Below are 20,989 nucleotides of genomic sequence, written 5' to 3'. Positions count from 1 at the left end.
GAGATAATGAGACCAGAAAATTATGTAGCATTTTTTACGGTTTGTGGATTTTTTATAGGATTAGCTTTTAGCGTTGTAAGTATAAGTGATGCTTTTGATATTTTAATTTTTACTTGTTTGATTACTTTTATGTTTTATGTTTGCATTCATATTGCTATTATTTGTTTTATTGATATTAAAAAAATTAGTGGAAGAATTTTTAATAAAAACGAATATGAAAAAACAAGTAATAATATCATCAATGATCTTGTAATTCGCGAAAAGAAAATGGATATAATTTTAGAAAAATTAGAACAAGAGCGAGAAGAACTCAAGAAAAACGAATCAAAAGAAAGACGTAAGTATGCAAAAAAAGCCGCCTAAAGCTTATATTCAAACGATAAAAAATGAACAGGATCAATTAGTTTTATCCTACATGCCAGCACTTCGTGCAATGGCATTTCGTTTGAAAGAACGCTTACCTTCTAGCATTGATGTTAATGATCTTATTAGCGTCGGAGTGGAAGAAATGATTAAACTTTCTCGTCGCTACGATAAAGAGCAAAATGATAGCTTTTGGGGTTTTGCTAGAAAAAGAGTTAATGGTTCTATGCTTGATTTTTTACGCTCTTTAGATGTTATGAGTCGCAATAACCGAAAAATTATCAAAGATATCGATAATTTAATTGATGAGTATTTTAGAGAAAATGAAGAAGAACCCGATGATGAATATTTGGCAAAAAAACTTGATTTAGATATAGAAAAAATTAAAGAAGTGCGTACAGCACATGCTATCAGCTATACTTTACCCATAGATGAACAAATGGAACTTTATAATGAAGATGATACTTTAGAAAAACTAGAAAAAGAAGAATTTTTAGAAAAAATTCATGAAATTTTAGAAGATTTAAAAGAACGTGATCAACTCATCATTCAGCTTTATTATTATGAAGAATTAAGTCTTAAAGAAATCAGTGAAATTTTAGATATTAGCGAAAGTCGAATTTCTCAAATTCATAAAAAACTTCTTAAAAAACTTAGAGAAAGGCTTATTTAATGGCAGAAATACTCTCTCAAGAAGAAATTGATGCTTTACTTGAAGTCGTTGATGATACGGAAGCACCCTCAGCTTCAAATTCTAAAGAAGACAAAGAAGAAAGAAATATTGTTGTATATGATTTTAAACGTCCCAATAGGGTTTCAAAAGAACAACTAAGAACAATCAAAGGTATACATGATAAACTTGCGAGAAATTTAGCTTCTCAAATTTCATCCATGATGAGAAGTATTGTTGAAACAAAACTTCACTCTGTAGATCAAATGACTTATGGGGAATTTTTAATGTCCTTGCCAAGTCCTACAAGTTTTAACGTATTCTCCATTAAACCCTTAGATGGAAACTGTGTATTAGAAATCAATCCAAGTATTGCTTTTCCAATGATTGATAGACTTTTAGGAGGTCAAGGTGATAGTTATGAAGCTTCACGTGAGCTTACAGATATAGAGCTTAATTTGCTTGATTCTATTTTGCGTATTATCATGCAAAGACTTAAAGAAAGTTGGGCGGGAGTTACTGAAATTTACCCAAGTGTTGAAGCAAAAGAATCAAGCCCAAATGTTGTTCAAATCGTATCGCAAAATGAAATTGTAATCATGGTTGTTATGGAAATTATCATAGGAAATTCAAGCGGTATGGTTAATATCTGCTATCCCGTTGTGCATTTAGAAAGTATTTTAAGTCGTTTAGCAAATCGTGATATCATGATGGGTGAAACTTCAGCAAAAAAATCAAGAAATAAAGAGCTTAAAACCTTAATTGGACGTGCTGAAGTTGTTTATGAAGCTATTTTAGGTAAAACTTTAATCAGTGTTAATGAATTCCTAGAATTAAAACAAGGGGATATCTTAAAACTCGATAGAGAAGCTGATGATAAAGCTATAGTTAGTATTGATAAAAAAGATGTATTTTTAGCACAAATTGGTTTGCACCGTTTTAGGAAATCGATTAAAATTGTTGAACTTGTTCGCACTGATAAAGATGAAATTAAAGAAATTCTAGAAAAATACGAAGAAGAACGTAAAGCAAAAGCTAACGCTTATGATGAGTCTGAAGATATGGAGGATGAAGAAATATGATTAATGATTTTTTGAAATTATTTACCAATGAATGTATAAGCACCATAGAAGGATTAACAGGAAAAAGCGCAGAATTTAGCGAATATAAAGAGTTTGACGTTTCATCTCAAGACACACTCAAACCCCCTTTGGTTTTTGCTATTTTTAAAGTAAATGATAATGCAAAAATAGGAATTTTAGCCGGTTCTGTTCTTATGAGTGCCATCGGAGAATGGATGATAGGTGAAGAAGAAATTTCAAAAAATGATCAATTGGGTCCTGATGAAATGGATGCTGCTAAAGAAGCCATACAAAATATCATCTCGGCTTTTTCAACCACCTTAGGCGCCCAAAAAGAAATCCCAAATATGGATTTTAGTATTTCTTCTTGTGATTTTGTATCTGATAGTGTTGATTTTAAAGACTTTGTGAAACTTTATTTTTTCGATGTGAAAATAGAAAATCTAGAAGAGCAAATTTCTTTAGTTGTGGATCAAAATTTACACAATATTTTAAGCGGAAAAACTGAAGAGGCAAATTCTCAAAATACCACTCAAACTGGCGATGAAAAACACTTTAATATTAGCGAAGAACTTAAAAATATAAATTTAATTATGGATGTTCGTTTGCCAGTTCGCGTTCGCATAGGCAATAAAAAAATGCTTTTAAAAGATGTTTTAACGATGGATATTGGTTCTGTTGTAGAGCTTAATCAACTCGCTAATGATCCGCTTGAAATTTTAATTGGAGAAAAAAGAGTCGCTTATGGGGAAGTAGTGATTGTGGATGGAAATTTTGGAGTGCAAATTACAGAAATAGGCTCCAAAAAAGAAAGATTAGAGCAATTAAGATAAATTTTATAATTTATCTTAATTTTATAAATTTCAAATACTCTAATAAATTTCTTAAAGCATCTAAGAATTTAATTTATTTCATTTAATGTTAATCTTTTCCAATATTTGACTTTTTTGTTACTTTTTACAAATTTACCATCAATAAAATAGTAAATATATATATCATCTTTTGAGCCTTTATAAATCAGAGGAAATTCAGTTTTATCAAAGTAAAATCCAGCGCCTTCATCACCACCTAGACTATAAATATCTAAATAAATATACGTTTTATCATAGGGATAAATTTGAAAAGTTAATGGAATTCTTTCTTTTCCGCATTGATAATAACTTTCTACACTAAAAGAACTCCATAAAATTTCAAAATCTTCATCACTGACACCTAAATATTTTTTAACCTTATCAATAAAAGTTTTAAATTCATCGTGATACGCATATACATTTAATGTTTTATTAAAATATTTACAGCCATTGGAGAGTATTGTGGGATATTTTTCATCAATTAAATAAGGGTGTGTTTTATCATATTTTCTAGAAAATTCTTCCATTTCGGAGCTTACTATATGACTTTCTTTAATTTTTTTTATATCTTTTTCAGTATAAATTGTTCTTAAAAATTTTTCTTTTTCATCATCTTCTTGTTTAAAATAATTTTCACGATACTCTTCTCTTTCTTTTTCCCTTTTCAACATCTCATCTAAAAGTTGTTTGTTAAAAACATAAACACCTTCGTATTTCTCACCCAGTTTAAACCTTTGATCTTCCTTTGTCCAATCTATCCTAGGAACAGCACAAGCATTCATAAAAATCAAAACAAACAATGCAAGAATACCAGCAATACAAGTTTTCATCATATCCCTTTTTTGGTTTTTAATTTAATTTTACCAAAATATTTATAAATATTAATAAATTTTTTATTTTAATAAATAAAGAACTTATTATCAATTTTTAGTTAGAATGAATTTTATTTTTAAAGGTTATCAAATGGATAAAAAAATAAGCCAAGATTTAGAAAAATTTGCTAATATACCAGACCTTAAAAAAACCGTAACTTTTTTTGGATCTGCAAGATTAGAGAAAGATGATTTTTACTGCCAACAAGCAAAAATTCTTGCAAAAAAATGCGTTGAAAATGATTTTTGCGTGATCAGTGGCGGTGGCGGTGGCATTATGCAAGCAGCCAATGAGGGTGCTTTTAATGCCAATGCAAATTCTATAAAATCTATAGGTTTTAATATACTTTTGCCCCATGAGCAAAGATTAAATGATTTTATAGAATACAGTATTACTTTTGAGAGCTTAGCCATACGCAAAATGGCTCTTATTGAAAAGAGTCTCGCTTTTGTGATTTTCCCAGGCGGCTTTGGAACACTTGATGAACTTTGCGAAGTTCTTGTACTCAAGCAACTTGAATTCAAAAAAAATGTTCCTATTTTTCTGTTTGGGAGTGAATTTTGGCGAGGCTTTGATGAGTTTGTCAGAAATTCTTTACTCAAACAAGGAGTGATTTCACAAGGAGATGAGTTAAAGTATAAAATCACTGACGACTTAGATTTGATAATTAACACTTTAAAGGAACTTTAATGAAAATTCTAGTCGCAATGAGCGGGGGAGTTGATAGCACAGTCACAGCTTACAAATTAAAAAATGCAGGGCATGAAGTCATAGGTTGTTATATGAAACTTCATGGTAAGCCTAATTACCACGAAGAAAATATCAAAAAAGTAGAGAAAGTAGCCAATTTTTTACAAATTCCTTATCATATTTTAGATTTGCAAGAGGATTTTAAAGATAAGGTTTATATGCCTTTTATCAATACTTACAAAGAAGGCAAAACTCCAAATCCTTGCGCTTTATGCAATCGTTTTATTAAACTTGGAAAACTTCTTGAATTTGCAAAAAGTTTAGGTTGTGAAAAATTAGCCACAGGACATTATGCAAGACTTGAAAATGGTCTTATCCGCACAGCAGTTGATGAAAGCAAGGATCAAAGTTATTTTTTAGCAAGTGCTGATAAAGAAGCTTTAAAATATCTTATCTTCCCTCTAGGAGAAATGAAAAAAGAAGATGTTAAGGCTTTTGCTTCTTCGATTGAAGTTTTAAAATCTTTTGCCACACAAAAAGAAAGTTCTGAAATTTGCTTTGTGGAAAACACTTATGTTCAAGTTTTAGATCAGTTTATGGATACAAAAATTCCAGGCGAAGTGCTAGACAGTAGTGGAAAAGTTGTAGGCAAACATGAAGGCTATATGCACTACACCATAGGAAAAAGACGAGGTTTTGAAGTCAAAGGAGCGCATGAGCCTCATTTTGTTTTAAAAATCAATCCTCAAAAAAATCAAATTGTCGTGGGTAAAAAAGAAGAATTAAAAATCGATAAATTTGAATTAAAAAATATCAATTTATTTATAGAAGCAAAAAATCTAAATTGTGAGGTAAAAATTCGCTATAGATCCAAATCCACGCCTTGTGAAGTTAAAATTTTTGAAGACAATAGCGCAAAAATCACACTCAAAGAAAGCGTTTATGGTATAGCAAGCGGACAAATGGCTGTATTTTATGATGGGGATAAAGTTATTGCTAGTGGTTTTATAGAATAGCTTTAAAACCCTTTCTCAGATGGCTGCGGCACACACTATAATCAAGTGCTCTGCTGTGTTCCCACCCTGAAGCGGTGCTTAAAAATAGCATTGCACAGGTCTAAGAAAAGGCGGATGTTATTTTAACATAATACTCTTAAAAAGCCTTGATATTTGAAAAATTTCTCATTTTTATCATTAATAGAAACATTTTTATCTTAGTTAAAAAATTTTTATTAAAATCATAAAAAAAATTAATTTGATAATTTCAATTATATTTTATTATAATTACAATTATTTTTAATTATAATTTTAATTATTTTTAAAAATAAGTCCTTTTTAGAAAATAATTTGAAGCTAAACTAGACTCCTTTTTAGAAAATCGATCTTTCACTCTTTTAGCTACTGATTATTTTAATTTCCAATTCAATTTTAATCGCAATATTGCTAATAAAGCAGTATTGCTTTTATGCTGAAATAGTTTTCTTGATATTTAAAAGTATTAATTACTATTTTTAAATATATTTGTGGGTTAGCGTTGGGTGGGTTTTTCCTTTTTGTAAAAATCATTTCAAAATAAACGGATTGTAAAAATTACTAACAATCCGTTTTTACAAGGTGGTTAATAAAATAAAATTATTTTTAAACCTTAAAATTGCTTAATAAAATTGAGCATTTACTTAGTTTGGAGTAAATACTATGATAAAATGGGATAAAAATTTCAGTATTAAAAATCTGCAATTAGACAAACAACATGAACTTATTTTTGACATTGCTGATATTGCAGACAATTTAGCAAAAAAAATACAAAGTGATGATATAGATAAACCCGAAGAACTTAAAGAAGAATTGAAAAAAGTTTTACTTAAATTATTTCAATATGCTAAAGTCCATTTCAAGGAAGAAGAAAAATTTATGGAAAACATAGACTTTCCTTTAATAGATGAACATAAATACTCTCATCGAGTCTTATTAGAACGAGCTAAAGATCTTTTAAAATATTCCAATGATATTTTAAAACTCTCTGAAGAACTTTCAATACTTACAAAAGATTGGGTTTTTGAGCATTTTGCTAATGAAGACTTATGGTTATCTAATTTTACAAGTAAAGCTATACATTTAAAAGAAATTAATTATACTTTAGAACATTATATTAAATTAAAATCAATCAAACTAGATCTAAGTAAAGAAGAAAATCATGATTATATCTGTAACTGCCCTTTGCGTATCCATAAAGTTCCAGAAACTATCCATCAAGAACTTGTCAGCAAAGAAAGCATATTAAGGTGCGAAACCTGCGAACAAATTTTAATCCATTTAGATAAATTTGATCCTAAAGAGAATTTTGAAATTTTAAATCAAAAATTTGAAAGTATTAAGGAGCAATTAAATTATGAATAAAACTTTGCAAACCTTAGACCCTTTTGAAAGTCTTAAATTTGAACAAGAAAATTCTCAAGAAATGCTTGATTTCTCAATCATTGATTATAAACTTATATGCTCTAATAAAAAACCAGCAAAACGTAAAATTTATGAAAAACAAGATTTAGATTTATTTAATTCTGATGATTTTTTTGTAAAAAATTATGATACCATGATACAACAATTCATCATAGAAATCCATCCTAAAAAACCACAAAATAATTTTGCTGTGCTTCTAAAAAGCGATGCGGCTTTAACACACGTTAAAGTACATATTAAATGTAGGGAAAATTTTTCTTATTATGCTGATTTAAAAAAAGATATTTTACAAAGCATTTATAAAACAATGGCAAAACAAAGAATTTTAATCATAAGGCTTGAAAAAAATTTCTTTAAAATGCTCGATGATTTCATAAAAGATCATGAAAATGGAAATGGTGCCCAAGAATTAGAATACTCTCTTGCAAAAGGAGTTGATAAAATAGACAATCAAAGCGATAAAATTATTATTCATCGTCAAGAAATCAATGATAATTCCTCATCACAAAATTATGATGATGGAAAATTTTGCAAACCTATCAAAAAAGATGAATTGTTATTTGAATATATTTTTAGAATTAATGGTAAAGAAGGTAGAAATTTAAGAGGAGCAATCATTGGCTTAAATCCTGTTAAATTTCATGGCAATCCTTTTAATCTTAAAGACGAAAGTATTTATACACAAGAATTAGAAGATAGAATAAGATATTTTAGGCTTTTTAAATAAAGATCGTATAGGCTATAGCATCACAAATGACATCAAAATAAAACAAGTAGGACTAAAAACTACAGGTTCTATTAAAACAGATACTCAAGAAGATATAAAACTAGAAATTTACAACCATGATGTAAGCGATGATGCAATTAAATCGGGTATTGTTAATGTTAAAGCATCTAATATTAAAGTCAATGGAAATATTGGAGCAACTGAAATTCATGCAAAAAATTTAACTGTCAAAGGGCTTACACACAAAAAAAGTTTAATCTATGCGCAAAATTCTTCTATTTTTATTCATAAAGGATATATAAAAGCAGAAAATGTATATATTAAAAATTTAGAAAATGGCGCAGTAGAGGCAAAAAATGTTTATATAGAAAATTGCGTAGGAGGCACGATTAAGGCTGAAAATATCTATATTTGCAATCTACTAACCGATAACATTTTATATCCTGATAAAAAGTTAGTGATATCAGATTGTATAAAAACCAAAAATACGATTATTTGCGATTTTAAAAACAATGATTTAGAATGTGAAAATTTAAAAAATTTAGGCATAAAAGTACAAAATACTCTTGCCATAATCACTGCGAAGACAAAAAATCTTTATAATCATTTAATCAATAATCAAGTTAGAGCCATACAAGCAAAAAAAGAAAAAAATCCTTTACCTGCACAAACCAACTTTATAAATTTGTATGATTCAAAGATCAATGATTATAATCATTTAGTAAGCTTATACGCTAAATTCATTAAGATCAAATTTCAAATTGATACAAAAATAAATTCTTTAGAGCAAATGCAACAAACGACTAATATCTATATCAATGCACAAGAAATCAGCAATGATAATTTATTGCTATTTGAAGCCGAGACAAAAAAAGAAGAGATCAGATACACTTTATCTTCAAATGATTCTCAAAAACATTTCTATATAGAGAAAAAAGGAGATAAACAAGAATTACAATCAAGCCATTATAACGAAATTGAAATAGAAGATTTAAAATCCAATTATGAAGAATTAAAAAAGGTAAATTCTTTTTAATTTACCTTTTCATACTGATAGCTTTTTGTATCATTTGATCGCTGGTTGTGATACTTTTAGAACTTGCATCAAAAGCTTTTTGAGTTACTATAAGATTAGACAATTCAACGCTTAAATCAACATTGGATTGCTCTAAATATCCGCCTTTAAATTTAGCGGTATTTACCACTTGTCCATTTTTCAAAATAAAGCTTGGATCTCCACTATTAGCAGTTGCTGCGAAGATATTATCCCCCATAGCTGCTAAACCTTGCTCATTGATGAAATTATAAAGTGCAAGTTTTCCCACAACAGCATTTTTTCCATTGCTAAATTGCGCGACTACGCTACCATCATCTGTGACTTGATATTGCTGAAAAAAGCCTTCTGCTAAGCCATCTTGCTGAGTAATGATATTTTTTTCCTTGCCTTGCTGCACATAAACTCCACTATATCCTGATCCTGGTTTGCTTGGATCATAAGGCGAACCTAAATCTATATTGATATTTCCACCATTAGGATTTGCAATGCTGGTGATATTATTTTGCAATAAAGCTCCATTTTTATCAAATACCATACTTCCTTCAGTTGGATTGCCAACAGCCTTGCCATTAGAATCATAAATTTGAGCCGTTGCTTTATAAGTGATATTATCACCTTCTTGAGGCAAAACTCTTTCCAAAGTCACTCTAAGAACGCTTTTGCTTCCATCAGCATTATAAATTGGTGCTTCTAAGATATCTTTATTTGCTTTTTCTTGTTCAGTTGAAACTTGCACAGAGCTTAATTTTATACTATCAGGATCTAAACCCTTTAAATCTAATTCATTGCTTTTAAAGCTTAAATTATCATCCAAAGTCGCCTCAAAGCTTGTTTTAACCCCTTGGCTATCAACAAAATTTAAAAGGACTCTATCCCCTGCTTTAGCACTGAAAACATCTTCTTTGCTTATACTACCACTGACTACATATTTACCATCTTCTGTTTTAGTAAGAGTAAATTTACTAGGATCAACATCAACTTTTACAACTTCTTTGCTTGTATTTGTGCTTAAATTGCCACTCCATTTTACGTTTTTGGTTGGTTCTGGATTTAAATACATATTAGTTGGAACTTGTATAGGTTTTTGAGTTGTAGTCGTGCCTATACCAAAAGCATTATTTGAATTAACTGTAAAGCCACTATTAACCGGACTTCCAGTATTTAAATAATCCCCCATCAATCCTGCTACCCTATCGCTATAAGTGATTCCACCAAAAGCAGGATTCATTGTTCCTAAAACAAAGTTTCCATAAGAATCCACTAAATATCCGTTTGCATCTCTTCTAAAAGTTCCATTTCTTGTATAATAAGCGTTTCCATCAGCACCTAAAACACCAAAGAAACCTTTTCCCTGTAAAGCAACATCAAATTCACCGCCTGTAGCGACAACAGAACCTTGCTCAAATCTTACTTGAGAAGACGCCGCACCGCCACCATAACCACCTTGAGCTGGGTTGGTTGATTGGCTAGTGATTGTGCTATAAAATATATCTTTAAATTGTGCGTCAGAATGCTTAAAACCGGTTGTATTAACATTGGCGATATTGTTAGCGGTAACATCGATACCAAAACTATTATTCTTAACTCCGGAAATTCCATTATAAAATGCATTCATCATGGCTAAAATCCTTAGCTAAAATATTTTCTAGTATTTGTATCCGAAGGTTTTTCCTCACCCTCTGAAGGTTTCTCATCTTCTGAAGGTGTTTCTGAAGGCTTTTCATCCGGTTTTTCTTCAGGGGTTTGCACTGTAGAATTGCTTGAGGTTTTATAATCTGAAATTTCAGCGATGTCATCAAAACTTACATACTGACCCCCCATTTTAGCATAAGCAACCCCATCAACAAATTTAATTGATTCTATAGGATAAGATCCGTAATTTGCGGTGATTTTTTCTCCATTTTTATTGTTATATACCACTTTAACGCTATATTCACCATCCCCAGCATAAACGCCATCATTATTTCTACCTGGCCACTCTAGAGTAAAGAGTCCTTTTGAAACTTCTTGACCTTCACTACTCTTTTCAGAATAAACCAATTTATTATTTTTATCATAAATTTCAAGTGTTAAGCCTTTATTGTCAGAATCTTCAGGTAAATACATCTTTAAAGCGATTACCTCATCAGAACCCGTAAGCTTAATGGTATTGTTATTAACAGTTGCCATTTTACCAATAGCCCCTATAGCTGAAGTACTCATACTGGTTGAAAAAGAAGCTGAAAGTTTTTGCATAGTCTCAACCATTTTTTGCATGGTTGTATTTGTATTTTGCTGCATTTCAAGAGCACTAAGCTGTGAAGTTTGAGTAAGCATTTTATCACTATCCATAGGATCTGTCGGATCTTGATGTTGCAACTCGATCAAAAGAAGTTTTAAAAACGCATCTTTATCAAGTGTCGCGTTAGGATTGCTGACTATACCGGAATTATTACTGCTGCTTGTTGAACTTGAACTATCAGTCTTTGTTGAACTGCTTGTGGAGCTTGAACTATTGCTGACTGGTGTCCAGTTAAGATTGCTATTCCAATTTGTTGTTGCCATCATAAAATCCTTTTTATATTTAAGTCTTTTTTAATTAAAAGCAAAAAGTATTCCAACTTTAGAAATATTTTGCTAAAACGAGTTCTAAATTAATATTTGATTTTTCATTATTGTTTTCTATGGCATCCTTAAAACCATATCCACTACGATTTTTACCTTTATTTTGATTTTGTTCTTTTCTTCCTTGATCGCTAAAATTCATTTCAAGTCCAGTAAATCCCATATTAACAAGGGAATTTTTAAACTCGGATTGATGTTGCATAAATAAATTCATAGCATTAGTGTTAGAATTAAAATTAATATGAAGATTACTTCCTCTTTGCACCAAAGTAACTTCAACTTCACCTAAATTATTTGGATTAAGCGTGATGCTTAATTTTGTAATAGGTGCTTTATAATGCTCTACCGCGTCTTTAAGATCATTAGAGAAATACTGCAAAGTCTCTTTTGGCGTGATATTTCTAGTATTATTTTGATTGACCTTACTTAAATCTTTTACCAAAGAATTTAAATCCTCTAAACCGATTTTATTAGCCGTTTCATCGTGATGATTTTTATTTTGATCAAGATTGAAATTATTTTTTGTTTCTTCCTTGTTGGTATTAAGGTGTGTATTATCCTTATTTTGCACCACTTGAGTTTTATTTAAATTTTCAAAATTAACTTTTTGATCATTTAAATTCAATTTTAAATCTTGATTATTAGTTTTATTGTCTTTTAAAGTCAGATCTTTAGGAGTTAGATTAGAACTTAGATTTTGAGAATCTTTGAGTATTTCTTTATTGGAAATTTTATCTGAATTTATGTTTTGAATTTCACTTTTTTTGCTCTGTTCTTTTAGATTCTTTGAAAGATCTACTTCTTCTAAATTTTGCATTTGATCTTTTGAAATATTTTGCTTTTTATCCTCTTGATTGTTTAAATTTTTTAAAATATCTTTCATGCTTTCTTGATCTGTGTCAAGTTCATTATTTTTATTATTTTTAATATCTTTTAAAAGATCATCTAACTGAATTGGTTCTTTTTTGGTGTTTAAGGTTTCAAGTTTATCGCTTTTGATTTTTGATTTCTCATTTTCTTGACCTTTTATAATAGAATCTAAATTCTTTAAAGTCTGAGAAAGCAAGGAGCTGTCGTCTTTTTTATGGGGGTTATTTTTTTGCAAATTTTGATTTAAATTTTTACTCACATGAGCGATTTTATTGTTAATGATTTCTTTAAAAACATTATCAACAACACCTTTAAAAAAATCCGCTTTATCAAGATTTGGAAAAGTAGCTTTTAAATCAAGCAAACGATCTACTTTGATATTTTTCACATTTAAGCCTAAATCTTTAGCAATATCTAAAAGCTCATTGAGATTGTTTGCACCTTTTAAAGCATTAAAATTAGCTTCAGTTTTTACAAGCTGACTCAATTGGCTTGAAAGATTTGCGAGTTTAATATCTGCGGTATCTGTTTTTAATTTATCAAGCAAGGAAAGAATTTGCATAAAAGATGCTGATTCGAAAATACTGATTTTATCACTATCGTCAAATGATCCCTTTTGAAGTTTATTGATCGCTTCATTTACCACTTCTTTTTCGCTGATCTTCATATGATCAGGCAAAAATTCATTGGTTTCATCGATGGAATTAAGTAAAGAATTTAAGAAATTCTCTCTATCATCTTCTGCGTTTTGAGTGACATTTTCTTCTTTATTTGCATTAGATTTTTGACTTGTTTTTGTTGTTTTGCTAAAAGAATCACTTGATGAAGTTTTACTCGGAGCAAGACTTAAAACATCGTTTTGCGGGGCTACATTTGACATGATCTTTCCTTAAATTTATTTTAAAAATTCATCTGCTGCCAAGTTAGGAAACCTTTCTTCTAAATATGAGTTTTCATAAATTTTTATCATTTTGTTATCATTTAAAAGAATAAGAATTTCCAAAAGCTCATCTAAATTTTTCGCTTGTGTAATTTTTTCAAAATTTTCTTCATTTTCTAGAATCGCTGCAAGATCGCTTGAAATTCTCACCATTTTTTCATCTTTATTTGACTTTAAAATCTCCAAAAGATCCAAAGCTTGAAGTAAAACTTCATTTTTTCTATCGATTAAATCTAAATTTAATGGTATAAATAATTCTTCATTTAATGGTTTTGACATGATTAATTTCCTTATTTAAAATGATATTTGTCAAGATAAAAGCAAGAAGTGTTCCAACTTTTTATTTTTCTAAAATTAAGCAAAATTTTTATATAATCTTAGCTTTGAATTTAATAATGGAGAATCTTTTGGAAAATATCAGAAATATAGCTGTTATTGCACACGTTGATCATGGCAAAACAACAATGGTAGATGAATTGCTTAAGCAATCAGGAACTTTTAGCGAAAGAGAACAAATTTCAGAACGCGTAATGGACAGTAACGATATAGAAAAAGAAAGAGGTATTACCATCCTTTCAAAAAATACTGCTATTAATTATAAAGGAACAAAAATAAACATCATAGACACTCCAGGCCACGCCGATTTTGGGGGAGAAGTAGAACGTGTTTTGAAAATGATTGATGGGGTTTTACTTTTAGTTGATGCCCAAGAAGGCGTTATGCCACAAACTAAATTTGTGGTTAAAAAAGCTTTATCTTTAGGGCTTAAACCTATAGTCGTGATCAATAAAATCGACAAACCAGCAGCCGATCCTGAAAGAGTAATCAATGAAATTTTTGATCTTTTTGTAGCACTTGATGCAAACGATGAACAACTTGATTTTCCTATCGTTTATGCGGCCGCAAAAAATGGTTATGCCAAATTAGATCTGAATGATGAAAGTGACAATATGGAGCCACTTTTCCAAACTATTCTTGAAAAAGTTCCTGCGCCAAGTGGCACAAATGATAATCCTTTGCAACTTCAAGTTTTCACGCTTGGTTATGATAATTTTGTGGGCAAAATAGGAATTGCAAGAATTTTTAACGGTGTAGTGAAAAAAAATCAAAATGTAATGCTTGCAAAAGCTGATGGAACAAAAGTCAATGGCAGAATTTCTAAACTTATAGGTTTTATGGGTTTAGAAAAAATGGATATTGAAGAGGCAAAAAGTGGCGATATAGTCGCGATAGCTGGTTTTGAAGCTTTAGATGTTGGTGATAGCGTTGTAGATCCTAACAATCCTATGCCACTTGATCCACTCCACATAGAAGAGCCAACGCTAAGTATCGTTTTTTCAGTCAATGATGGCCCATTAGCAGGAACAGAAGGTAAGCACGTTACTTCAAATAAAATCGCAGAACGCCTAGAAGCAGAGATGAAAACGAATATCGCGATGAAGTATGAAAGCACGGGCGAAGGTAAATTTAAAGTCAGCGGTAGGGGTGAACTTCAAATCACTATCTTAGCTGAAAATATGCGTAGAGAAGGCTTTGAATTTTGCATGGGAAGACCAGAAGTTATTGTAAAAGTAGAAGATGGTGTAAAAACCGAACCTTTTGAACATTTAGTGATTGATGTACCAGAAGAATTTAGCGGTGCTGTGATAGAAAAACTAGGCAAAAGAAAAGCTGAAATGAAAACAATGGCACCAACAGGAGATGGACAAACAAGACTTGAATTTGAAATTCCAGCTCGTGGGCTTATAGGCTTTAGATCTCAATTTTTAACCGATACCAAGGGCGAAGGCGTGATGAATCATAGCTTTTTAGAATTCCGTCCTTTTAGCGGTGCTGTTGAAAAAAGAAATAACGGCGCTTTGATCTCTATGGAAAATGGCGTGGCTTTGGGATATTCTTTATTTAATCTCCAAGAACGCGGTGTGCTTTTTATCGATCCGCAAACTAAAGTTTATACGGGAATGATCATAGGGGAACATTCTCGCCCAAATGATTTGGATGTAAATCCTATCAAAGGTAAAAATCTAACCAATGTTAGAGCCAGTGGAAGCGATGACGCTATAAAACTTGTTCCACCTAGAAAATTAAGTCTTGAAAGGGCTTTAGAGTGGATAGAAGAAGATGAACTCGTAGAGGTAACTCCTCAAAATATCCGCGTACGCAAACGCTATCTTGATCCAACCCAAAGAAAAAGAATGGAAAAAGCAAAATCTTAATGGATGCTTTAGAACATCAAAGAATTCTCATATCTAAACGCTTGAAAATTTTAAAAATTTTAAGCGTTTTTGAGTCTTTGATCGTATTATTTTTAGCTTTTGTTTTTATAAGAGATGCGGTGATATCTCTTATTTTAGCTGTATTTGTAGGTATTTTTTTCTTTCGTTTCACTTCTAAAAAACTTATTCTTGCCAAAAAAGAATTGCAAATTAACACTCTTAATCTTTTTCTTAAACGCCACGGAGCTAAATTTAAAAAAGAGGGCTTAAGCCAAAAAGATTTTTTAAAATTGGAATTTGTTTCAAATTTAAAAGATTTTAAAAGCCAAAATTGCTTTGATTTTAAGGAATTTAAAATCTATGATGTGCAATTTATCAATGAAAACAAAGATTTTTTTTGTGGAATTTTACTCCAGAGTTTAAAAACAAACAAAAAACATGATTTTAATGATGAAAAAAATATCTATGCCAAGCTTAAAAACAAAAATTTCACTCTAGATCATATCTTTAATAAAAACAATTATTTTCTTATTGCAACTTTGCAAAATCCTTTTTTTATCGATCTTAGTCAAAATTTAAAAGATAATTTTGAAATTTTAGAAAAAAATTTAAATTCCATCAAAAATAAATTTCTTTAGCCGATATAATCTATACAAAATTTTGTAATATTAAATACTTAGACTTAACATTTAAGTTTTAATGTGATAAAATGGAATAAAATAACCAAAACTAAGGAGAAAACTCATGAAAAAACATGTTTTATTGTTAGGCCTTTGTTTAGGTTTAAGCCTAAATGCAAAAAATGTAAGCGATTACAAAGTAGGCGAAGAACTAAATGACAAAGAAGGAGTTGCTTATTTTAAAGAGCTTTCAAACAGACCTGAACAAGAATGGCCAAATAAAAATTTAAGTATCAATGACGTGCCAAAAGGCAAAGAAGGAGACTTAATCCGCTATGGTATCAAGCTTTTAAGTAAGACAGAAAGCACCTTAGGGCCTTATAGCAAACTCAAAAAAACAAGCAATGAGGTTAATTGTATCTCTTGTCACATGGATAATGATGGCAATGGCTTACCGGGGACAAAAAAATACGTGATCCCATTTTTAAATGTTATGAACAATTATCCAAGATTAGACATAGAAACCATGAAAATCATTTCTTTAGAGGATAGAATTCGTGGTATGGGTGGAACTGATTCTCATAAATTTCCTAACAATTCTAAAGAAATGAAAGCGATTTTAGCGTATTTTAAATGGCTAAAAAGTGCCTATGGTATCAAAGATGGAGTGAAATTGCAAGGTGAGTTTTTTGCTAAGATGAATTTCCCAAATCGTCCAGCCGATCCGGTTCGTGGTAAAAAACTTTTTGAAGAAAATTGCGTCGCTTGTCATGGAGAAAGAGGACTAGGGGTAAAAAATGCAAACTATGAAAAAGGCACTGGGCATTTATATCCATCATTGCTTATCTATCCTGATGGCGGACACATGGCTATGATCCCATTTTTGGCAAGATTTTTAAAATCTGCTATGCCTTTTGGTGCAAGTGCTGACAATCCGATCTTAAGTGATGGTGATGCTTTAGATATCGCAGCTTATGTTAATACAGGCTTTGTAAGAATGCCGATCGTTACAACAGAAAACCGCGCAGGACTTGACACCGCTTATAGCAAATCTCCGTCCTTAAAGCCTGAGTATTTTGCTTCACCACAACAAAATTTAGATCCTAAAGAATACATCAAAGTCAAATACGGACCTTGGAAAAATCCAAACTATTTTCCAGGAGAATAATTGATTTGGGGCTCTCCCAAATCAATCTTCTTTTGCTAAATTTTCAAGACTTTTAATCCCTTCTTCACCGATTAAATTTTCACCTTTTAAATCACTAAATATCGCGTTTAACGAACTCACAATAGCTGTAGAATTAAAACTTAAATTCTCAATAGCCCTTTCTCTTTTTTTCCATATATTTTGCAAGGCTCTTTTTTCAGCTTCAAGCTCTTCTCTCATGGTTTGGTAAGTTTTAAGTATAAAAGTGATTTGAGTGTTAAATTCTTTAGAATTTAGATATTCATATAAAATATGATTTTTTTCATCTTTATTTTGCAAGGCATTTTTTAATTTGTAAGCGTTGATTATACTTTCTCTAAGCACAGCTAAGACACCTTTAAATTCGGCAAAAGTGCAGATTAAAATTCCTTCTTTAAAATGCGTTTTTTCTTTATCTTTAGGCATGGTTTTTGTGATCAAAACCGCGATATCACTTTTTGCAGCTATGCTATCTAGTTTTAACTTGTCTAGCCATTCTTTATTGAATTCTTTGGTGCGTTTGCTCTCGTATAAAATCTTGCCACAAGTATTTCCAAAAGCATCCTTAACGATGTGCAAACAATCCGCCCCATTAACACCCTTTGGCACTTCTTTAACCTCATCGCTAAAATATTCATTTTGGATATATTCTTCGATGAGTAGTTCCGCCGCTTCGCCTTGGAGTTGCTGTGAGCCTTGCTCGACTTTACGTTTTGCCGCATCAAGTTCTTGAGTGACACTTTTAAATTTGATCTCAAGTTCTTTAAATTTTATGTCTTGCTCTTCATTTTTGCTTTGAAATTCAAGACGAATTTTTTCCTTTTCTAGCTCTAAATTTTTTCTTTCCTGCTCTTTAAATTCTTTAAAAGCCTCTTCTTTGATTTGCAATTTTAATCTTTCTTCATTTTCTTTTTGTTCTCTTTTTAGCCTTTCATTTTCAGCCTTTAAAGTCAAAAGTTCGCTTAGTTCTTTGCTTTTTTTATCGAGCTCTTCTTGCATGATTTTCTTTTCATTTTCATGTTCTTTAGCGAATTTCTCCATAAAATCTTTTTGAAAAATTTGCTTTTGCAAAAGTGCTTCTTGTTCGATTTTTTGTTTTTCGATGTCAAGTTTTTGGCTAACTTGCTCACTGATGAGTTTTTCTTGTTCTGCCTTTTGTGCTTTTAGCTCGGATAAAATTTTAGAATACTCCGCCCTTTTTTCATTGACTTCTTTTTCAAATTCTTGCTTTTGTTTTTGCATATCTAGTTTAGCTTTGTCTAAAATTTGAGTGTATAAAGCCAAGCTAATATCGATAAAATTTCCGCAATTTGGACATTTTATTTTTTCATTTTGAAAATTTTGCAAATTCTTTCCTTTTGTTAAATGGATTTTTTATAAAAATTATATTAAATTATAGCTTTTTACTTTTTAAAAAGGGAATTTATGCAAAAACAAACACAAATTCACGGCTTTAAAAAATTAAAACTTATTATCATCCTTGCTTTGATGTCAAGCATAGCGCCACTTTCTACGGATATGTATTTGCCTGCGCTTTCTCACGTACAGCAAAGCTTTCAAACGAGTTCTTTTTTAACCCAATTAAGCCTTGCGAGTTTTTTCATCGCTTTTGCCTTAGGGCAGCTTATATATGGGCCTTTAAGCGATGTTTTTGGGCGAAAAATTCCTGCTTTAATAGGAATTTTGTTTTTCATACTCTCTAGCTTTTTTTGCGTGATCATTGACAATATTTATGCTTTTATCGCTTTAAGATTTTTCGAGGCTCTTGGAGGATGTGCTGGAGTTGTGATCGCAAGAGCGATCATTAATGACTTATTTGAGATCAAAGAAGCGACGGGAATTTTTGCCTTGATGATGGTTTTTAGCTCTCTTGCACCTATGCTTTCGCCTACTTTTGGTGGATTTTTGCTTGAGTATTTTTCTTGGCATAGTATTTTTGCTACGCTGTTTGCCCTTGGGATCACGCTTTTTTTAATGATACTTTTTGGGCTTAAAGAATCCGCACCCAAAGTTGCTGATAAAAAACAATTATGCCCTTATGAGGCTTTTAAAAAATACAAAATCGTTCTTAGCGATAAAGCTTTTTTCATCTGCGTTATTTGTGTATCTTTCGCACTGGCTGCGATGTTTGCTTATATCGCTGGATCGAGTTTTGTTTTTACGCAATTTTTTGGCATCAGTGAGCAAAAATTTGCACTGATTTTTGGAGCCAATGCCTTTGGATTTGTCATCTGTGCTAATATCAATGCGAGATTGGTTTTAAAATTTGAAAGCAAAAAAATTCTCTCTAAAGCTTTGGTAGTTATGCTTTTATCGACGATTGTTTTGCTTGTAAATGCTTGTTTTTTCCCGAATTTATTTCTTTTTGAATTTAGCCTTTTTACGAGTATAGCTATGCTTGGCTTTATCGCGCCAAATACTGTGACTTTGGCCATGGCAAGATTTAAAGAAAATAGCGGAACAGCTTCAGCTATACTTGGGGCTATGCAATTTGGCTTTGCTGGGACGATTTCTTACATCGTCGGTGCCATAAATGCAAATACACCGATAATCCTTGCTTTGGTAATGTTTATTTGCGTTTTGATCGCTAATGGAGTGTATTTCCTAGCTAAACCTAAAATTTAGCTAGGCACTATGGAATTTTTACGTGCGGTTTTTACAAAAGAATATGCCACTAAAGCAAAGGATAAAGTATATATTCCTCCGATTACGCTTAAAGGATCGAGTAGATTTTTCCCATTTGAAAAAAATCCTAAAGCAGGAATAATCAGTTTTGGTGAAATAATCATTATGACAAATCCTGTTAGATAACCACAAATTATAAAAAAATATCTCAATATATTTGACAATAATGAATTTGACAATAACAAATAAGCAATTAAAGCTATATGTATAAATAACAACAAAATATCAAATTCAATAACCCACCAAATATATTTTTCTATCAAAAACACTATATGAGCATTATAAATATTTTCAACAAAATATAAATTTGAAAAATTAAATTTTATAAAAAACCAAAAAAGAACAATTACCATTGAATTTAAAAAACCAAAAATTCCAAGCATTATAAAAAAAGAATGAAAAGCTTTTAATAAATCCGTATGATGTTCACAAAGATTCTTATAAAATATAAGCTGCCATCGCTCGATTTTTTCTTTCAAACTTTTGTCTTTTTTGTGCTCTAGTTCCAATTCTCTAGCATAAAGCTCTTGTGTTCTTAGTTCTGAAGCATCGATTTGATTATGATGGGCTATGCGATTACTCTTTAATTTTCTAAATAAATCCCTATAGTTTAACAAATCCTTATAGTTCTTTTCGGTATCTGAATTTATTTTAGCTTCGATTTCATTAAAATTATATTGTATGTATTTGTGCTCTATATTAAATTGATTAGAAAATGTGCAATTTATAAAATTTGGTTTATTGATTTTTGATTCATGATTTAAAACGAAATTAACATCTTTAAAACGACTATATTATTAAATATCACATTTTCAAAATTTAACTCACTGATATTTAAGTTTTTAAAACTTGTAACATCTTTAAAGATTACATTTTTAAAATGATATTTTTGTTCCGTGCTTTTTTATTAGAAATAAATTCAGCATGATAAAATTCTACATCTTTAAAGATAAAATCATTATCTTTAAAAACTGTATCTATAAATCTAACCTCATCCTTAAATTTTGAAATACTAAAATTTACCCTAGCTTGAAATGTTACTTTATCAAAAAAACTGTATTTTTAAAAATTGTTTCTCTAAAACTATTTTCTATTATCT

At 30.5% G+C, this 20,989-nt stretch carries 17 protein-coding genes, 1 other RNA gene and 2 pseudogenes; 12 read left to right on the top strand and 8 right to left on the bottom strand.

Features of this window, described 5'->3' with window-relative positions; all coding sequences use genetic code 11:
* Positions 1 to 6 precede the first annotated feature (6 nt).
* From H2279_RS02880 to fliY, 4 genes are read left to right on the top strand one after another with little or no spacing between them, the layout of a single operon-like run.
* Positions 7 to 363: a hypothetical protein gene (locus tag H2279_RS02880; protein ID WP_337195526.1), complete on the top strand. Its 357-nt coding sequence runs from the start codon at positions 7 to 9 to the stop codon at positions 361 to 363.
* Positions 344 to 1,036, top strand: coding sequence for an RNA polymerase sigma factor FliA (locus H2279_RS02875; protein WP_171000059.1), 693 nt, complete (start codon positions 344 to 346; stop codon positions 1,034 to 1,036). The genes H2279_RS02880 and H2279_RS02875 overlap by 20 nt, the downstream gene beginning before the upstream one ends.
* Positions 1,036 to 2,115, top strand: a complete 1,080-nt coding sequence (gene fliM / locus H2279_RS02870; RefSeq protein ID WP_337195525.1) for a flagellar motor switch protein FliM — start codon at positions 1,036 to 1,038, stop codon at positions 2,113 to 2,115. Before H2279_RS02875 ends, fliM begins: the two co-directional genes overlap by 1 nt.
* The gene (fliY, locus tag H2279_RS02865; RefSeq protein WP_337195524.1) at positions 2,112 to 2,948 is read left to right on the top strand and encodes a flagellar motor switch protein FliY; all 837 of its coding nucleotides are present in this window, start codon (positions 2,112 to 2,114) and stop codon (positions 2,946 to 2,948) included. The genes fliM and fliY overlap by 4 nt, the downstream gene beginning before the upstream one ends.
* 68 nt (positions 2,949 to 3,016) lie before the next feature.
* Here fliY and H2279_RS02860 read toward each other — a convergent pair whose 3' ends face one another.
* On the bottom strand, positions 3,017 to 3,796 hold the full coding sequence (locus H2279_RS02860; RefSeq protein ID WP_137623166.1) for a hypothetical protein: 780 nt from the start codon (positions 3,794 to 3,796) through the stop codon (positions 3,017 to 3,019).
* Positions 3,797 to 3,929: 133 nt separating this feature from the next.
* Here H2279_RS02860 and H2279_RS02855 point away from each other — a divergent pair, with 133 nt between their 5' ends.
* Both H2279_RS02855 and mnmA read left to right on the top strand, forming a co-directional pair.
* Positions 3,930 to 4,529: a TIGR00730 family Rossman fold protein gene (locus tag H2279_RS02855; protein WP_337195523.1), complete on the top strand. Its 600-nt coding sequence runs from the start codon at positions 3,930 to 3,932 to the stop codon at positions 4,527 to 4,529.
* Complete coding sequence (gene mnmA, locus H2279_RS02850) at positions 4,529 to 5,545, top strand: tRNA 2-thiouridine(34) synthase MnmA (RefSeq protein WP_337195522.1); 1,017 nt, start codon at positions 4,529 to 4,531, stop codon at positions 5,543 to 5,545. Before H2279_RS02855 ends, mnmA begins: the two co-directional genes overlap by 1 nt.
* Positions 5,546 to 5,554: 9 nt before the next feature.
* On the opposite strand, the gene ffs is transcribed toward mnmA, so the two are convergent.
* Positions 5,555 to 5,652, bottom strand: an RNA gene (gene ffs / locus H2279_RS02845) — signal recognition particle sRNA small type.
* A 571-nt stretch (positions 5,653 to 6,223) separates the two neighbouring features.
* Here ffs and H2279_RS02840 point away from each other — a divergent pair.
* Both H2279_RS02840 and H2279_RS02835 read left to right on the top strand, forming a co-directional pair.
* A complete protein-coding gene (locus H2279_RS02840) occupies positions 6,224 to 6,925 on the top strand; it encodes a hemerythrin domain-containing protein (RefSeq protein WP_137623169.1) in 702 nt (233 codons plus the stop codon).
* Positions 6,918 to 8,748, top strand: a pseudogene (locus H2279_RS02835) (flagellar assembly protein A). Before H2279_RS02840 ends, H2279_RS02835 begins: the two are co-directional and overlap by 8 nt.
* A 1-nt stretch (position 8,749) precedes the next feature.
* Here the strand turns inward: H2279_RS02835 and H2279_RS02830 are convergent.
* The 4 genes and pseudogenes from H2279_RS02830 to H2279_RS02815 all read right to left on the bottom strand — a co-directional run bounded on the left by H2279_RS02830 (position 8,750) and on the right by H2279_RS02815 (position 13,462).
* Positions 8,750 to 10,387 (bottom strand): flagellar hook protein FlgE, encoded by a 1,638-nt coding sequence (locus H2279_RS02830; protein WP_337195521.1) that lies wholly within the window; start codon positions 10,385 to 10,387, stop codon positions 8,750 to 8,752.
* A 133-nt stretch (positions 10,388 to 10,520) separates the two neighbouring features.
* Positions 10,521 to 11,313: pseudogene (locus H2279_RS02825) on the bottom strand (flagellar basal body rod modification protein); the annotation flags it as partial.
* Positions 11,314 to 11,371: 58 nt separating this feature from the next.
* The gene (fliK, locus tag H2279_RS02820) at positions 11,372 to 13,123 is read right to left on the bottom strand and encodes a flagellar hook-length control protein FliK (protein ID WP_337195519.1); all 1,752 of its coding nucleotides are present in this window, start codon (positions 13,121 to 13,123) and stop codon (positions 11,372 to 11,374) included.
* Positions 13,124 to 13,138: 15 nt separating this feature from the next.
* The gene (locus H2279_RS02815) at positions 13,139 to 13,462 is read right to left on the bottom strand and encodes a hypothetical protein (protein WP_337195518.1); all 324 of its coding nucleotides are present in this window, start codon (positions 13,460 to 13,462) and stop codon (positions 13,139 to 13,141) included.
* Positions 13,463 to 13,590: 128 nt separating this feature from the next.
* On the opposite strand from H2279_RS02815, the gene typA reads away from it, so the two are divergent.
* The 3 genes from typA to H2279_RS02800 all read left to right on the top strand — a co-directional run bounded on the left by typA (position 13,591) and on the right by H2279_RS02800 (position 17,187).
* Positions 13,591 to 15,399, top strand: a complete 1,809-nt coding sequence (gene typA / locus H2279_RS02810; protein ID WP_337195517.1) for a translational GTPase TypA — start codon at positions 13,591 to 13,593, stop codon at positions 15,397 to 15,399.
* Positions 15,399 to 16,037 (top strand): poly(A) polymerase, encoded by a 639-nt coding sequence (locus tag H2279_RS02805; RefSeq protein WP_337195516.1) that lies wholly within the window; start codon positions 15,399 to 15,401, stop codon positions 16,035 to 16,037. The genes typA and H2279_RS02805 overlap by 1 nt, the downstream gene beginning before the upstream one ends.
* A 106-nt stretch (positions 16,038 to 16,143) precedes the next feature.
* Positions 16,144 to 17,187 (top strand): c-type cytochrome, encoded by a 1,044-nt coding sequence (locus H2279_RS02800; RefSeq protein ID WP_337195515.1) that lies wholly within the window; start codon positions 16,144 to 16,146, stop codon positions 17,185 to 17,187.
* A gap of 21 nt (positions 17,188 to 17,208) precedes the next feature.
* On the opposite strand, the gene H2279_RS02795 is transcribed toward H2279_RS02800, so the two are convergent.
* Positions 17,209 to 18,552 (bottom strand): DUF2130 domain-containing protein, encoded by a 1,344-nt coding sequence (locus H2279_RS02795; protein WP_337195514.1) that lies wholly within the window; start codon positions 18,550 to 18,552, stop codon positions 17,209 to 17,211.
* Positions 18,553 to 18,630: 78 nt separating this feature from the next.
* Between H2279_RS02795 and H2279_RS02790 the strand changes: the two genes are divergently transcribed.
* Positions 18,631 to 19,830 carry a multidrug effflux MFS transporter gene (locus H2279_RS02790; RefSeq protein WP_137623178.1) on the top strand — a complete coding sequence of 400 codons (1,200 nt, stop codon included), beginning with the start codon at positions 18,631 to 18,633 and terminating at the stop codon, positions 19,828 to 19,830.
* On the opposite strand, the gene H2279_RS02785 is transcribed toward H2279_RS02790, so the two are convergent.
* Positions 19,827 to 20,507 (bottom strand): hypothetical protein, encoded by a 681-nt coding sequence (locus tag H2279_RS02785; RefSeq protein WP_337195513.1) that lies wholly within the window; start codon positions 20,505 to 20,507, stop codon positions 19,827 to 19,829. The genes H2279_RS02790 and H2279_RS02785 overlap by 4 nt on opposite strands.
* Positions 20,508 to 20,989 lie beyond the last annotated feature (482 nt).

The sequence above is a fragment of the Campylobacter sp. B0100352/1 genome (genome assembly GCF_020135855.1).
Classification (GTDB): Bacteria; Campylobacterota; Campylobacteria; order Campylobacterales; family Campylobacteraceae; genus Campylobacter_D; species Campylobacter_D taeniopygiae.
Note: the sequence above shows the minus strand (reverse complement) of the source record. Positions and strands in the feature narration are given on the sequence as shown.